This window comes from Flagellimonas sp. L-11 (assembly GCF_056857735.1).
Genome location: NZ_JBSXNR010000080.1, coordinates 87157 through 101525, shown reverse-complemented (window position 1 = coordinate 101525; position 14369 = coordinate 87157). Strand labels below are relative to the sequence as shown.

The window sequence follows — 14369 nt, the reverse complement described above, 5'->3', positions numbered from 1 at the left end:
GGATTATTAATAGAGTTATATGGGGTGTAAGTAGCGTAACCACTAGCCCCAAATTCTATGAGAGCTCTATTCAGTGCTATCTGTTGTTTCTTTCTATTTCAAGTAGTTAGCGCCCAAAACTCACCAGATTGCAGAACCGCCATACCCGTTTGCGCCGATGAACCCATTTTGGGAACTACCGATGGCAGCGGCGATATTGATGATTTTGATCCAGAGGTGATCACCCAAACAGGTTGTTTGGAAAAAGGAAGTGTGAGCTCGGCCAATATTGAGAACAATACGGAATGGTATGTATTTAGAGCAGGTGTCGATGGACAAATTGGTTTTGATATTGAAGCATTGCCCGTAAACCCTGGCAGCCCAATTACCGCAGAGTGGGATTTTGCACTGTACGGCCCTTTTGATGAAACTTCCAATGAAAATTTTTGTACCATAATCGGCGATGGAAGTGCGCAGCCCATCCGATGCAACTATGAATACAACGATACGGGTTTTACAGGAATTGGGGTAAACCCTGTAGATGGACGAGAAGGAGCACCCTTTGTAAAGGGGAGTCAGAACACTTATGATGAATGGTTGAATGTTAGGGAAGGAGAAATCTATTACCTCTATATTAATAACTACAACACCAATTTTGATGATGAACCGGAATCTTTTGAGCTGACTTTTACCGGAACTTCGGTAGATGAGGATCAAAACAGTGCCTTGGATTGTACACTTAGGGATGAATTTTTAGGGTTTGATATTGTTGCTTGTGAAGGCGATCCGGATATCATTTTGTCAGCTTTGAATTCTCCATTTGGTCCAAATATTAGTAGAGTAGATTGGATCGTTGATCGAGAAGATAACGGTAATATAGAGGTCTTGCCAACAAGTCCTGGTCAAACGGAGTATGTTGTTACTAGTCCAAATTCAGGGCGCTATTATGTTATTGTTGAGAATAATTTGGGACAAACATATAACGATGATGTTTTGATAACTTTTTACGGCACTCCAGAGCTGGATGAGGTGCGTGTTATAGATGATTTGGTGCACAGTGACCAGACAGACCCATACAATGTGGAGATTGTTCCCGTGGGGGATGGCAACTATGAATATGCCATTAATGGGGGTGAATTTCAGGATGATCCTGTTTTTAGGGATGTGCCCCCTGGAATAAACACTGTGGTCATTAACGATAAAAATGGTTGTGGAATGTCGGAACCTGAAGAGTTTTTGGTGGTGGGGTATCCAAAATTCTTTACGCCCAATAATGATGGGTTTCACGACAATTGGACTGTTTACGGGGTAGAGGAGTTAACAAACCCTGTGGTCTACATTTTTGATCGCTATGGCAAGCTTTTAAAACAAATTAATGTGAACGTAGGATGGGATGGAACCTATAATGGTAGGGATATGCCTTCCTCCGATTACTGGTTCCGTTTGGAGTATGAGCGTGATGACGAGGGCATTTTAGTGGCCAAATCTGTTCGGCGGCACTTTTCTTTGGTTCGATAAAAAAGAGGCAATCTAAAAAGCTTGTTATCTGTCAGTTCGAGCGCAGTCGAGAACCTAAGTCAAGCTGATAACCAAGGGGTTTCGACTGCGCTCAACCTGACAAAGTCAAAATTTTATTGCTTTTGGACAGCCTCTTGTATTATATTTTCTTTTTCTGTGCTTTAGAATTTTAAAGTATACCCTAGAGAGATATTGGTGTTTATTCTGCTTATGAGGGCAGCACTATCAATCCCTCCATCAAAAAAATAGGAATTCACATCTTGCTCGGTTCTACTGTAGGCCAAATCCAAGCGACTTGCCCCAAAATTGTAACCAATACCTGCGGAAAATCCATTGAGGTCGCCCACAAAATCGCTGTCGGCATAAGGGCTTTCTTCAAATCGGTAACCTGCCCTAAGACTAACTTGGTCTATCCTATATTCACCTCCTAAACGGTAGGAGTTGACCGCACCCAAAGTACCTGCAATAAAATCGTTCTCTGCGGCAAAACTAGGGTCGGAAGTGGGTCTAAGCTCTGCTTTGGACATATCTTGATAGGAGTAATCCAAACTGATAAGTCCATCTTGCCCAAAAACCAATGCCACGCTACCGGTAAACTTTTCAGGTGTTTTTATCCTGTATTCATCATAAAGGTTTACAATACCAAAGTTGATAAAGTCAATATCCGATACCGCCAAATTGGAATTGATTCTTTGTGATGTGTCATCTGTCAAAGTGTACCATGTTGGCGATTGGTAACTACCGCCCACACGAATGGATTGGTTTACTTTGGCAATGGCTCCCAAGCTGAAGGAGAAACCATAACCTTCCGTGTGCAATAAATTGTCGAAAGAGGTGTATTGGATGGGCGATTCCGCATCATAGCCTTCCTCGTCCAAATAGGTAATTCTATCATACAGTACATTGTGGAAATTTACGGATGCACCTAAATACAAATCTTCTTTATATTGGCTGGCAAAATTCAAAGTGAACTTGCTGTTGTATCCGGATGTATTCTGTAAATATCGTTGATTGACATTGCTATATTGAGCATTGGGAAAATAGGAAGTGTTTTGATCGTCATCTTCAACGGGTTCTATAATCCCCGCCTGAAAGCCAAGAAATGCCTGTTGGGCAGAGTAGCCGAGATTGGCACCAATATCCAAATAGGCATCTTCAATAAATTCCCCCTCTTGTGTGCGCAGTGGCCCCAGGGGTTCACCTTGTGCAAAGTTGAGGAAGTAGTTGTCGATACCCACGGATGTTGTTCCGGATGCAATAAACTCGTTGTCAAAATTTTGCACCATATCGTAATTGAAGGCCAATGCAATTTTTTTCCAAGGGCTATCGGTAGATGAATTGAATACGAACACTCCGCCCACTTGGTTAAAATCCAAAGAGTTGGCAGTAGTGTTGCTTAGGGTGTTGCCATAAAGGGCGTCGTTGTTTCTATGATAGTTGGAACCCGTTATGGACAATTCACTAAAATTGAATACGGCAGAACCTGCTGGGTTTACATTTAGTGCGGATAAATCACCGCCCAAGGCTCCAAATGCACCGCCCATAGCCTGAAACCTTGCGGTTCCTTGAATGTTTTCCGTGCTGTAGCGCAATACATCATCAATGGTCTGTGCACTTGCGAAAGTGCATGCCAATACCATTATGAAAGTTGAGATTCTTTTCATTTCTTATGATTTAGATTAATCAAAATAGTTTGTGGATTATGGTCTGCCACCTCTACCGCCTCTACCTCCGGAAGAACGTGATGCGCCTCCTGAAGATCTACTTACACCTGAGCTTCTAGAGCTACTTCCTGAGCTTCGGTAGGTGCCACTGGATCTGCTGCTTCTTGATGAGCCGCTGCTACGGTAACTTCTGGAGCTCGACCTACTGGAAGAACGACTGTAATTTCTACTTGGCGTAGCACTTCTGGATTGATAGCTCCTAGTGGTTCGTCCAGAATTATAGCTTCTGGATGAGGGAGAACTGCTTCTATTGTAGCTTCGGCTGCTTCTTGAAGGAGTTGTCCCATAGGAACGACGTGAGCTTGTTGAACTTCTATTGTAACTTGGGGAAGTTCTTGTGCTTCTACTTGTTCTGTAGTTTCTATTTCTGGCAACGGCGTCTGCGCTTACCGACCTTCTAACGTTGGACCTGTTACTGTAGCCATTGGAACTTCTTCTGTTGGCCAAGCCGTTGTTTCTGGAAACTGTTCCATTGGAACGTCCACTGTTGTTTCTGAACCTAGAGGAATATCCGCTTGATCTAGATGTTAGTGTAGTTCCTGGAATACGGGAAGCATAGCCTCTCCGTCCTGACATGTAGGCGTAGTTTCTGCCATAGTATCCTCTGTTATAGTATGGGCGGTTCCAATAACCACCGTAATAGCCGCCCCAGCCATAGTATCCACCCCATCCGAAGCCAGCACCAGCCCAGCCCCATCCGTTGTAGGGGTATCCCCAGCCGTAATACCCGGCCCAGCCCCAACGGTTATATCTCCATGGGTTGTTCCATCCCCAGCCAAGGCCTCCCCAGCCCCAGCCGGCATTCCATCCCCATCCGTTCCATAGCCATGGGTCGTTCCAACCATAATAGCCGCCCCAGCCCCAACTGTTGTCGTAAACGTTGATGGAAATGCTTGTAGGATTGTCGCCCCAACCAGGGTTTCCGTTATAGTTGTTATTATAGGCAATGTAATCGGTTTGTTCTCCGTAAGGAATGGTGTCGTTTTGGGCCTGACTCGAATAACTGTCTATATCGGTAAAAACTTCGCTATCCAAAATTTCACCGTATTCGTTTGCTTTGTCGCCAAAATAATCGCCGTAAATGTTGTTCTCCTGTTCTTCAATTCTTACTGCTTCGGCATTTTTCTTTTCAACCCCGACAACACGGTTGTTGGTGGAATAGATGCCATCATCGTAATAAGAAGCTTGCTGATAAGAACCACAAGATGCCATAAAGATGGCACTGACCATCAAAATGGACGGGATTCGTAATTTTTTATGGAGTAAAGTCTTTAACATGGCGCAATTTTTATTGTTGAACATACTAAAAATAATTAGTTTTACCCAATCATTTTTATTAATAAAGTCGCAAGTTTTGTGCCAAACTACAATAGATGGGTAAAAAGTTAACGAGTAGAGCGGAAGATTATTCCAAATGGTATAATGAACTGGTCGTAAAGTCAGATTTGGCTGAAAACTCGGGAGTTAGAGGATGTATGGTGATAAAACCCTATGGATATGCCATATGGGAAAAAATGCAGGGGCAGTTGGACAAGATGTTCAAGGAGACAGGTCATGAGAATGCCTATTTTCCGTTGTTCATACCAAAATCGTACTTGAGTAAGGAGGCCAGTCATGTAGAGGGTTTTGCCAAGGAATGTGCTGTTGTTACCCATTACCGATTGAAGAATGCCGAGGATGGAAGTGGCATTGTGGTGGATGAAGATGCAAGATTGGAAGAAGAGCTGATTGTTCGCCCCACGTCCGAAACCATTATTTGGGATACATACAGAAGGTGGATTCAATCTTACCGAGACCTTCCCTTGAAGATCAACCAATGGGCCAATGTGGTACGTTGGGAAATGAGGACAAGGCTTTTTTTGAGGACTGCTGAGTTTTTATGGCAAGAAGGGCATACCGCACATGCCACTCGTGAAGAAGCTTTGGAAGAAGCGGAGCTTATGATGGATATATATGCCGAATTCGCTGAAAAATATATGGGGGTTCCCGTGATAAAGGGGACCAAAACAGAGAGCGAACGTTTTGCGGGTGCGGAAGAAACCTATTGTATAGAAGCATTGATGCAGGACGGAAAGGCCCTGCAAGCCGGTACCTCTCACTTTTTGGGTCAGAATTTTGCAAAAGCTTTTGATGTGAAGTTTGCCAACAAAGAAGGTGGGCAAGAGTATGTTTGGGCCACGTCGTGGGGTGTTTCCACAAGATTGATGGGAGCTTTGGTAATGACCCACAGCGATGACAATGGTCTAGTATTGCCGCCACAGTTGGCGCCAATTCAAGTTGTAATTGTCCCTATATATAAAGGATTGGATCAATTGGACGCTATTTCGGAGAAAGTGGAGCCATTGGTAAAAGAATTGCGTGATAGGGGCATAACAGTTAAATATGATACCCGAGATACGCACAAGCCCGGATTTAAGTTCAATGAATATGAATTAAAAGGTGTTCCTGTGCGTTTGGCAGTAGGTCAGCGCGATTTGGCCAATGGAACTTTTGAAGTGGCTCGCAGGGATACCCTGTCCAAGGAAATTGTAAAGGCCGATGAAGTTGTGGACAAGGTGGTTTCCCTGATGGATGAAATCCAAGAGAACATCTTTAACAAGGCGTTGGATTATAGAAAAAACCATATCACCAAGGTGGATTCCTATGATGAGTTCAAAAAAATTATTGAGGACAAGGGTGGCTTTGTTTCGGCTCATTGGGATGGAACAACGGAGACAGAGGATAGAATAAAAGAGGAGACCAAAGCCACTATTCGCTGTATTCCACTGCATGCAGAAAAGGAGGAAGGAAAGTGTATTGTAACAGGAAAACCATCTGTTCAGCGGGTGTTGTTTGCAAAGGCCTATTAGGTAGGTTGCAAAAAATAATAATTACTGTTGCAAGACTTAAAAATAGTTGTATTTTTGCATCCGCAATTACGCAACCAAATGGCCCGTTCGTCTAGGGGTTAGGACGCCAGGTTTTCATCCTGGTAACAGGGGTTCGATTCCCCTACGGGCTACGAAGAAAAGTTTTAGGCTAAAAAGCTGCTTATTTTTTTAACTTTGTAGCTTAAAATTTTGAAATTGAAATAATGGCCCGTTCGTCTAGGGGTTAGGACGCCAGGTTTTCATCCTGGTAACAGGGGTTCGATTCCCCTACGGGCTACAACAAAAGGATTTAGAAAGAATTAAATTTAAGCAATGGCAAACCATAAGTCAGCATTAAAGAGAATCAGAAGAAACGAAGCAGTACGTTTGCGTAACAGGTACCAGCACAAAACTGTGCGTAACGCCATCAAAAAATTGCGTAACGAGGAAGATAAAAAAGCTGCTGAGGCTTTGTTGCCTACCGTAGTTGGTATGATTGATAAATTGGCCAAGAAAAATATCATTCATAACAACAAGGCCGCAAACCTAAAGAGTAAATTGATGACTCAAGTTGCAGCAATGTAATTTTAGTTTGACCACAATATTCTGAACGCCTCCAAATTGGGGGCGTTTTTGTTTTTAACAATCTTATCTGAAAGCCTTTCTTTTATGAATAAGTACGCCCAAGAGAAAAGTGCCGTACATGATAAGGATCAATATTCTTAATATGCTCCGAAAGTGATAATCTACCCAAATTTTTGGGGCTTCATATCCAACCCAAAACAAAAATGGAAAAACGGAATGAAAGATTATCAACCCCAAACCCATCCAATACATGAGGTTGTATTTCTTGGGGTAGGGTGTAGGTTCGTTCTTTTTTTCTTTTAAATAAAGCCATATACTAAAAAGTAAAATAAAGGAAGCGATCATGTCGGCATAGTAAAGGTTGCTGTACAAAGGATTTTGAAAAAATAGACTTATCACATAACCGGAAATACTTGCCAAGCCCCCAATTTGTATCCACTTTTTATGTTTTTTGTTTTGAACCATTTTCCAGTAGATATAGTAGAAAAACAAAAATGAAATCACGGAATAGATGTTGAATATAATGACGTTGTACCAACTATACTTTTCAACATTCACTACTTGGAATTCGTTATAGTGTTTAATGAAATACCCCAATAGCTCCGTAAGGAAAGTGTACATCAAATAAATGGGATAGTACTTTAGTGGGGTGTCAAAATACGATCGGTAACAGGCCATGGACACAATCCAGACGATAAGATAGAATGGAAGAATGTATTGTTCGGTAATAAAGTTGTAAAATCCTTCCATTATTGGTTGCTGTCTGGTTCTCAAAGCTTTTAAAGGTAAATCAAGATAAGAAATAAAAGCCTTCGAGGTTGGAGGCTTAAATTTTTACTTGGAAGGCTTTTTTTTACCTGAATGCTTTTCTTTTTCCTATGAGCAGGCCCAAAATGATAAGTCCATACATTAAGGCTATGGATGTTAACAATAATGGTCTAAAATAAATTTGGATGCCTATATTAAGATCTAACAGATAGATTACAGAAATTATGGGAAACAATGTGTAAAAGACCATCAAACCCGAACTAATCCAAAACATTAGATTGAATTTTAATGGTTGCGTCTTTTCTTCTTGTATTTTTTCCTTGAAATATTGAATAATGACATAGACCATCATGAGAGATCCTATGATATGGCCATAGGTCATTTGATTGTGCAAGGGATTGTAGATTATTGCATTGGCAATATAGGATAGTATGCAAAGAATACTTAAATAACGAATCTGTTTTTTGATCGTTCCATTCTGGGCCACTTTTCGGTATACCTCAAAGAAGAAAATAAAAAACACAATCTGGTAAACATTATAAATTATAACATTGTGCCAAGCATATCTGCCATCAGAGAAAAACTGAAAATTGTTGTTGTATTTAATCAGTACGCCCAAGAGCTCTGTGAAAAAAGTATAAATGATTATCATTGGGAGATATTTAAGCGGTGTGTCGAAATACCTACGATACCGAAATATCGATATTACCCAAGTTATCAGATATAGTGGTACATAAAAATGCTCAGTCAGATATTTAAAGAGCTCTTCAAACATACTTTTTAGAAGTCGGTGTAAGGGGGTGGTCCTGAACCTCCGTGGTTGAGGTTCAAACTCTTAATGTCATCCTGAAAGAGTGATGGGGCAAAACCCGCTTGGGATGTGTTTGTTCCATCTTTTTCACCTGTTTCCGAGTTGCCCACAACACCTTTTATTGGTTTTGCCTTTCCGTCTGCACCAATATAGAATCCGAGTTCTTTGCCATCAATAATTGTGGTGGGGACTAAAAAAATAGAATTCTGCCTTGGATGTACAACTTTTTTTCCGTCGGGAAACCTTTCTTTATCCGGATAATTGGCAAAATATAGACGTAGCGATGCAACTTCAACGCCAGCTTCTTTGGCCTCTTGTTCTACGTAGGCCATATAGTCTTTTATGTCTGCATAGCTAAAGGATGTAAAGCGAGCGGGAATATGCTTTCTGTCAGGATATCGCTCCATTTCATATTCTTCGATTACACCTACCCTGTTCTTGGTGTAATTATCGTAGAGTGATTTGGATTCTTCTAAAGAAATAATGCCTTCGGGTGGTAAAACTTCTTCTGGTTCGGTTGGTTCATCTTTCTTGGGCCCTTGTTGGCAAGCTCCAAGTAAAAGTAATATGGCCCCAAAAAATGCAATTACGGCCTTTTGGTTGTTTTTCATAGTTAAGTATTTAATGTTCAGTTTTTGAGGAAACCGGACTAAAGATATGCCTTTTCTATAAATTGGCTCAACAAAAAGCCCTTCAAAAAACTTGAAGGGCCTGTAACATTATGATATGGAGTGTTGTGTGGTTTTACTCGTTCATGGTGAGTAAAAACTCCTCGTTGTTCTTGGTTTGCTTTATACGTTGCTCCATAAACTCCATTGCTTCAATAGGGTTCATGTCTGCAAGATATTTGCGCATGATCCACATACGTTGAATGGTGTTTTCATCCAACAACAGATCATCTCTTCGTGTTGAGGAAGAAATAAGGTCGATGGCAGGGAAGATTCTTCTGTTGGAGATTCTTCTGTCCAACTGAAGCTCCATGTTACCTGTACCCTTGAATTCCTCAAAGATAACTTCGTCCATTTTGGAACCGGTTTCGGTCAAGGCCGTTGCAATAATGGATAATGACCCACCATTTTCAATGTTACGGGCCGCACCAAAGAAACGTTTTGGTTTATGTAGTGCGTTTGCGTCCACACCACCACTCAATACTTTACCAGATGCTGGTTGTACGGTGTTATAGGCTCGGGCCAAACGCGTAATGGAGTCCAAAAGGATCACTACGTCATGACCACATTCCACCAATCGTTTTGCTTTTTCCAATACAATGTTGGCTACTCTTACGTGCTCGGTGGCTTCCTTGTCAAAGGTAGAGGCAACTACTTCACCACGTACGTTGCGTTGCATGTCGGTAACCTCCTCGGGGCGCTCATCGATCAATAGAATGATTTGATATACCTCGGGGTGGTTAGCTGCAATGGCGTTGGCAATATCCTTAAGTAACATGGTTTTACCCGTTTTGGGTTGGGAAACGATCATTCCCCTTTGTCCTTTCCCGATAGGGGAGAACAGGTCCATAATTCTTGTGGAAATAGTGCTTTGTTTTTCCGCCAACTTGAACTTTTCCTTAGGGAACAATGGGGTAAGGTGCTCAAAAGCCACTCTGTCACGAACCACTTGTGGGTCCAATCCGTTGATTTTGTTCACTTTGATCAGCGGGAAATATTTTTCACCCTCTTTTGGAGGTCTAATGTTTCCTAAAATTGTATCCCCGGACTTAAGTCCGAACAATCTTATCTGTGATTGGGAAACATAAATATCGTCGGGAGAAGACAGGTAATTGTAATCGGAGGACCGTAGGAATCCGTAACCATCCTGCATAATGTCCAGCACACCTTCGCTCTCAATAATGCTATCAAACTCAAATTCAGGCTCTTTGTACCTGTTCTTTAAATCCTTGTCAAAATTGCTGTTCTTTTTATCGTGGTGTGGTTTGTTATGTTGGTTGTTTCTCCTGTTGTTTTGGTTCTTTTGGGAGTTGCTGCTGCCGTGGGCTTTATTGTCTTGAGACTTGTTGTCCTGTGGCTTGTTGTCCTTTTTCTGAGGTTTTCCTTGAGGTTTGGAGTCCTCTTTTTTGCTCCTGGGCTCTCTTTTTTGAGGTGCTTTTTTTGGAGCGTCACCTTCCGTGCTTTTCGTCTCCGAAGCTTTAGGGCGAGGAGCTCTGGGCTTTTTAGGTTTTGGCGCTGGCTTTTCGTCTGCGCTTGCTGTAACAGTTTCTGCAACAGCTTTAGGGTTGGATGCTTGGACGTCCAGTATTTGATATACTAGGTCCAATTTTTTCAATGATTTGAATTTGGGAACATTAAGACCCTTTGCAATTTCTTGCAACTCAGGAAGCTTTTTAGCTTTTAGATCTGAAATCTCGAACATTAAGTAATGGAATAAGTTAAACTTGTGTTATTCTAAAATTTGAAGTAAAGTTATCTTTGGATACTACTGGAGTAAGAATTCCGAGGTAGGTGCTTTATAATAACGTGACAATATTACAAATAATTTTTCAAGAATAAGGCCTTATTTATCAAAAAGACGCCTATTTTTGGCATTCGAAATCAATTTGCACAATGATTCAGCGAATACAAACGTTATTTTTACTGATAGTAGGCCTTATATCGGGCATACTTCCGTTTTTTCTGAATTTATGGGTGGAAGTAGGCGGAAGAGAAGTATTTGCCCAAGATCAAGTTATTGTAAGCTTGGTTTTTTATGTGGTAACCGTCTTGGCCGTAGTTTCGATTGTAATGTACAAGAAAAGACAAAATCAATTTGTGGTAAACAGATTGAATATGATATTGAACCTTTTTTTACTAGGATTTTTCGTTTATCGATCACTAAGCCTATCCGGAGAAACTGTGGTTTCTGAGAAGGGTATTGGGATGCTGATTCCTGTATTTTCTATCGTTTTTCTTGTCCTGGCCAACAGGGCTATCAAAAAGGATGAAGATCTTGTAAAATCTGTCGATCGCTTACGTTGAACCTAACATCTTAGTAGTATTAGTGCGAAAAAACCCTGGCTTTGGCCGGGGTTTTTATGTTTTGGGCTATCGTTTGCCCAGTTCAATTACCTCAAGGTCGCTAATCTTATCCCCATTGATCACAAAACGAAGCATGGTACGCATTTGATGAAAACCATATTTGCCGCAAGCTCCTGGGTTCATGTGCAAAACCCCCAATTTTTTATCGTTCATCACTTTTAAAATATGGGAGTGGCCACAAATAAAAAGTTTAGGTGGATTATTTCTAATTTCTTCCCGTACCCGAGCATCGTACCTGTTGGGGTAACCCCCAATGTGCGTGATCCATACATCCACACCCTCGCACATAAACCTGTTGTTTTCCGGGAATTCTTTTTGAATCACATGGTCATCAATGTTCCCGTGTACCCCCCGAACAGGTTTTAGAGCTTCCAACTGGTCGGTAACGGATAAACTTCCAATATCGCCCGCATGCCAAATTTCATCAGCCTGTGCGGCATACTTTAAAATGGTGTTGTCCATGTGGCCATGGGTGTCGGAAAGCAATAAAATCTTCGTCATTTCGCTAAAAATATGCTAAAACCTCAAGGTTGAATTTGTGTTGGAAAGGATTGAATTATCTTTATGGGCTTAAAAGTAAGGGATCACATTGAGATATTTTATCCAATTTTCTTATTTCGGTAAGGCATACCACGGATGGCAGAATCAACCGAACGCCATAACCGTGCAGGAGGTTTTGGAAAAGGCACTGTCCACACTTTTACGTAAAAAGGTGGAAGTGGTGGGAGCCGGTAGAACCGATGCAGGTGTACATGCAAGGCAGATGTTTGGCCATTTTGACTTTGAGCCCATCTCCGATACAGATGACTTAATATATCGGTTGAATGCTTTTTTACCAGATGATATCGCGGTGCAAAGAATCCATCAAGTTGCTATTGAAGCCCATGCCCGGTTTGATGCCGTGCAACGTACCTACGAATATTGGTTGGTGAAAGAAAAAGATCCATTTCTTTTCGATCATGCCCATTTTGTAAAACATTCGTTGGATATAGAAGCCATGAACAAGGCAGCTAAAATATTGTTGGAATACACCGACTTTGAATGTTTTTCCAAATCCAATACCGATGTAAAAACGTTTAATTGCGATGTTCGCGAAGCTCACTGGAAAATTGATTGTGATAAATGGGTGTTCACCATAACCGCCGATCGGTTTTTACGAAATATGGTCCGCGCTGTGGTAGGTACTTTGTTGGATGTGGGCATGGAAAAAATGCCTCCTGAGGATATCCATCAAATTGTTGCGAGTAAAGATAGGGGGGAGGCAGGTGTCTCCGTCCCAGCAAAAGGATTATATTTGACCAAGGTTTCATATCCAAAAGAAATTTTTGATGAGCAAAAAGGATGATGTAGGAAAAGCGTTTGATTTTAGACTGTTCAAACGGGTTTTTTCACGGACCAGACCCTATAGGGGCATTTTTTGGTTGGTGGCCATTGTGGCCATCCTCTCCGCAGCATTTGCCATTGGGATTCCGTTGTTGGTCAAAACCATCATAAATCAATCTTTGGAAAATAAGGACTCGGGTCAGCTGCTTCAGAACGTCTTGTACATGTTGGCCTTTTTGTTGGGTCAGGTAACCACACAATTGTTGTTCAACTATTACGCGAACTTACTCGGAGAGTCTGTAATACGCGATATCCGAATCAATCTTTTTGAGAAGATGACCAGCTTTAAAATGACCTATTTCGACAATTCTTCCATCGGCGTTTTGGTCACAAGGGCGGTGGCGGATATGCAGCGAATAGGGGAAATATTCAGTCAGGGATTTTTTATGATTGTGGCCGATGCCCTTAAAATGTTGTCGGCAGCCATCATTATGGTGGTCATTAATTGGAAACTGGCCTTGATTGTTTTTGCAATTATGCCCATTATTTTGATTGCCACCCGTCTCTTTCAACAAGCCATGAAGGTAGCTTTTGTGGAAGTGCGCGCCCAAGTGTCCAACCTTAATTCCTTTGTGCAAGAGCGCATCGCAGGAATGAAAATCGTGCAACTCTTCAACCGTGAGGAAATTGAAAAGGAAAAGTTCCGGGCCATCAACGAAAAGCATCAAAACGCTTGGTTGAAAACGGTATGGTACAACTCCATATTTTTTCCGATAGCGGAAATTTCCAACTCCATTGGTATTGGATTGGTGGTGTATTTCGGTGTGATTCAGAATATAGAAAATGTGGGGATGGACAACAAAGGGGCCATTGTCGCTTTCTTTTTCTTGATGGATCTGTTGTTCCGACCACTTCGTCAGATTGCGGATAAGTTCAACACCCTGCAAATGGGGATGGTAGCTGCCAACCGTGTGTTCAAGATTTTGGATACCGACAGCCATATTGATGATAAGGGAACCGTTGAGAAAGAAGATGTAAAAGGCGATATTGAATTTAAAGATGTCCGTTTTGGTTATGTGCCCGATGAAGAAGTACTTCACGGAATTTCCTTTAAAGTGAAAGCAGGGGAAACGGTGGCCATAGTTGGTGCAACGGGTGCGGGTAAATCTACCATCATCAATCTGCTCAATCGATTCTATGAAATCAGTTCCGGAAAAATTTTGGTGGATGATGTGTGTTTGGACGACTACACCTTAAAATCACTACGTTCCCACATTGCGATTGTACTGCAAGATGTTTTTCTGTTTGCCGATACCATTGCAAACAACATTTCGCTTCGCGATGAGTCCATTACCACGGAACAGATTGAAGCCGCGGCCAAGCAAATTGGCGTACACGAGTTTATTTCAAGTTTGCCGGGAGGTTACCAATATAATGTAAAGGAACGCGGCACCATGCTCTCCAGTGGTCAACGTCAGCTTATTGCCTTTTTGCGCGCTTATGTGAGCAACCCAAGTATTTTGATTTTGGACGAGGCCACATCTTCCGTAGATACCTATTCCGAGCAATTAATACAACGCGCTACGGATAAGATTACCGAGGGAAGGACTTCCATTATCATTGCACACCGTTTGGCGACCATCAAAAAAGCGAATAAGATCATAGTGATGGATGCGGGGGAGATTGTCGAAATCGGCACCCACAAAGAACTTCTTGAAAAAGGCGGTTACTACAACGATTTGTACACTGCACAATTTTTGGCCGAGGAGGTGGCTTAATC

Annotated in this window: 13 protein-coding genes and 2 tRNA genes; 8 read left to right on the top strand and 7 right to left on the bottom strand. The window is 41.8% G+C overall.

The window, feature by feature from the left end; all coding sequences use genetic code 11:
* Window positions 1-57 precede the first annotated feature (57 nt).
* Window positions 58-1497, top strand: a complete 1440-nt coding sequence (locus tag AC13CC_RS16675; RefSeq protein ID WP_482877087.1) for a T9SS type B sorting domain-containing protein — start codon at window positions 58-60, stop codon at window positions 1495-1497.
* A gap of 161 nt (window positions 1498-1658) precedes the next feature.
* Here AC13CC_RS16675 and AC13CC_RS16670 read toward each other — a convergent pair whose 3' ends face one another.
* Window positions 1659-3161 carry an OmpP1/FadL family transporter gene (locus tag AC13CC_RS16670; protein WP_482877086.1) on the bottom strand — a complete coding sequence of 501 codons (1503 nt, stop codon included), beginning with the start codon at window positions 3159-3161 and terminating at the stop codon, window positions 1659-1661.
* A gap of 36 nt (window positions 3162-3197) precedes the next feature.
* Window positions 3198-4499 (bottom strand): hypothetical protein, encoded by a 1302-nt coding sequence (locus AC13CC_RS16665; RefSeq protein ID WP_482877085.1) that lies wholly within the window; start codon window positions 4497-4499, stop codon window positions 3198-3200.
* A 95-nt stretch (window positions 4500-4594) separates the two neighbouring features.
* Between AC13CC_RS16665 and proS the strand changes: the two genes are divergently transcribed.
* The 4 genes from proS (at window position 4595) to rpsT (ending at window position 6655) form a co-directional block, all read left to right on the top strand.
* Complete coding sequence (gene proS / locus AC13CC_RS16660; protein WP_482877084.1) at window positions 4595-6070, top strand: proline--tRNA ligase; 1476 nt, start codon at window positions 4595-4597, stop codon at window positions 6068-6070.
* A gap of 80 nt (window positions 6071-6150) precedes the next feature.
* Window positions 6151-6222 (top strand) — tRNA-Glu (locus AC13CC_RS16655).
* A gap of 74 nt (window positions 6223-6296) precedes the next feature.
* Window positions 6297-6368: transfer RNA gene (locus AC13CC_RS16650), tRNA-Glu, on the top strand.
* Window positions 6369-6403: 35 nt separating this feature from the next.
* The gene (gene rpsT / locus AC13CC_RS16645) at window positions 6404-6655 is read left to right on the top strand and encodes a 30S ribosomal protein S20 (protein WP_207032733.1); all 252 of its coding nucleotides are present in this window, start codon (window positions 6404-6406) and stop codon (window positions 6653-6655) included.
* Window positions 6656-6718: 63 nt separating this feature from the next.
* Here rpsT and AC13CC_RS16640 read toward each other — a convergent pair whose 3' ends face one another.
* The 4 genes from AC13CC_RS16640 to rho form a co-directional block, all read right to left on the bottom strand.
* Window positions 6719-7405, bottom strand: a complete 687-nt coding sequence (locus AC13CC_RS16640) for a hypothetical protein (RefSeq protein ID WP_482877082.1) — start codon at window positions 7403-7405, stop codon at window positions 6719-6721.
* Window positions 7406-7508: 103 nt separating this feature from the next.
* Complete coding sequence (locus tag AC13CC_RS16635; protein WP_293168960.1) at window positions 7509-8075, bottom strand: hypothetical protein; 567 nt, start codon at window positions 8073-8075, stop codon at window positions 7509-7511.
* Window positions 8076-8203: 128 nt separating this feature from the next.
* Window positions 8204-8845, bottom strand: coding sequence for a hypothetical protein (locus tag AC13CC_RS16630; protein WP_293168958.1), 642 nt, complete (start codon window positions 8843-8845; stop codon window positions 8204-8206).
* Between the two features lie 133 nt (window positions 8846-8978).
* Window positions 8979-10604, bottom strand: coding sequence for a transcription termination factor Rho (rho, locus tag AC13CC_RS16625; RefSeq protein ID WP_482877080.1), 1626 nt, complete (start codon window positions 10602-10604; stop codon window positions 8979-8981).
* 191 nt (window positions 10605-10795) lie between these two features.
* Between rho and AC13CC_RS16620 the strand changes: the two genes are divergently transcribed.
* Window positions 10796-11206, top strand: coding sequence for a DUF4293 domain-containing protein (locus tag AC13CC_RS16620; protein WP_163625981.1), 411 nt, complete (start codon window positions 10796-10798; stop codon window positions 11204-11206).
* 66 nt (window positions 11207-11272) lie between these two features.
* Here AC13CC_RS16620 and AC13CC_RS16615 read toward each other — a convergent pair whose 3' ends face one another.
* On the bottom strand, window positions 11273-11767 hold the full coding sequence (locus tag AC13CC_RS16615) for a metallophosphoesterase family protein (RefSeq protein WP_482877079.1): 495 nt from the start codon (window positions 11765-11767) through the stop codon (window positions 11273-11275).
* Window positions 11768-11855: 88 nt separating this feature from the next.
* On the opposite strand from AC13CC_RS16615, the gene truA reads away from it, so the two are divergent.
* Both truA and AC13CC_RS16605 read left to right on the top strand, forming a co-directional pair.
* Window positions 11856-12611 carry a tRNA pseudouridine(38-40) synthase TruA gene (gene truA, locus AC13CC_RS16610; RefSeq protein ID WP_482877078.1) on the top strand — a complete coding sequence of 252 codons (756 nt, stop codon included), beginning with the start codon at window positions 11856-11858 and terminating at the stop codon, window positions 12609-12611.
* Window positions 12595-14367 carry an ABC transporter ATP-binding protein gene (locus tag AC13CC_RS16605; RefSeq protein ID WP_482877077.1) on the top strand — a complete coding sequence of 591 codons (1773 nt, stop codon included), beginning with the start codon at window positions 12595-12597 and terminating at the stop codon, window positions 14365-14367. Before truA ends, AC13CC_RS16605 begins: the two co-directional genes overlap by 17 nt.
* Window positions 14368-14369 lie beyond the last annotated feature (2 nt).

What these genes read in the sequence shown, in the direction of transcription:
- AC13CC_RS16675 (WP_482877087.1), top strand. Translation starts at nt 58, where the DNA reads ATGAGAGCTCTATTCAGTGCTATCTGTTGTTTCTTTCTATTTCAAGTA.
- AC13CC_RS16670 (WP_482877086.1), bottom strand. Translation starts at nt 3,161, where the DNA reads ATGAAAAGAATCTCAACTTTCATAATGGTATTGGCATGCACTTTCGCA.
- AC13CC_RS16665 (WP_482877085.1), bottom strand. Translation starts at nt 4,499, where the DNA reads ATGTTAAAGACTTTACTCCATAAAAAATTACGAATCCCGTCCATTTTG.
- proS (WP_482877084.1), top strand. Translation starts at nt 4,595, where the DNA reads ATGGGTAAAAAGTTAACGAGTAGAGCGGAAGATTATTCCAAATGGTAT.
- rpsT (WP_207032733.1), top strand. Translation starts at nt 6,404, where the DNA reads ATGGCAAACCATAAGTCAGCATTAAAGAGAATCAGAAGAAACGAAGCA.
- AC13CC_RS16640 (WP_482877082.1), bottom strand. Translation starts at nt 7,405, where the DNA reads ATGGAAGGATTTTACAACTTTATTACCGAACAATACATTCTTCCATTC.
- AC13CC_RS16635 (WP_293168960.1), bottom strand. Translation starts at nt 8,075, where the DNA reads ATGATAATCATTTATACTTTTTTCACAGAGCTCTTGGGCGTACTGATT.
- AC13CC_RS16630 (WP_293168958.1), bottom strand. Translation starts at nt 8,845, where the DNA reads ATGAAAAACAACCAAAAGGCCGTAATTGCATTTTTTGGGGCCATATTA.
- rho (WP_482877080.1), bottom strand. Translation starts at nt 10,604, where the DNA reads ATGTTCGAGATTTCAGATCTAAAAGCTAAAAAGCTTCCTGAGTTGCAA.
- AC13CC_RS16620 (WP_163625981.1), top strand. Translation starts at nt 10,796, where the DNA reads ATGATTCAGCGAATACAAACGTTATTTTTACTGATAGTAGGCCTTATA.
- AC13CC_RS16615 (WP_482877079.1), bottom strand. Translation starts at nt 11,767, where the DNA reads ATGACGAAGATTTTATTGCTTTCCGACACCCATGGCCACATGGACAAC.
- AC13CC_RS16605 (WP_482877077.1), top strand. Translation starts at nt 12,595, where the DNA reads ATGAGCAAAAAGGATGATGTAGGAAAAGCGTTTGATTTTAGACTGTTC.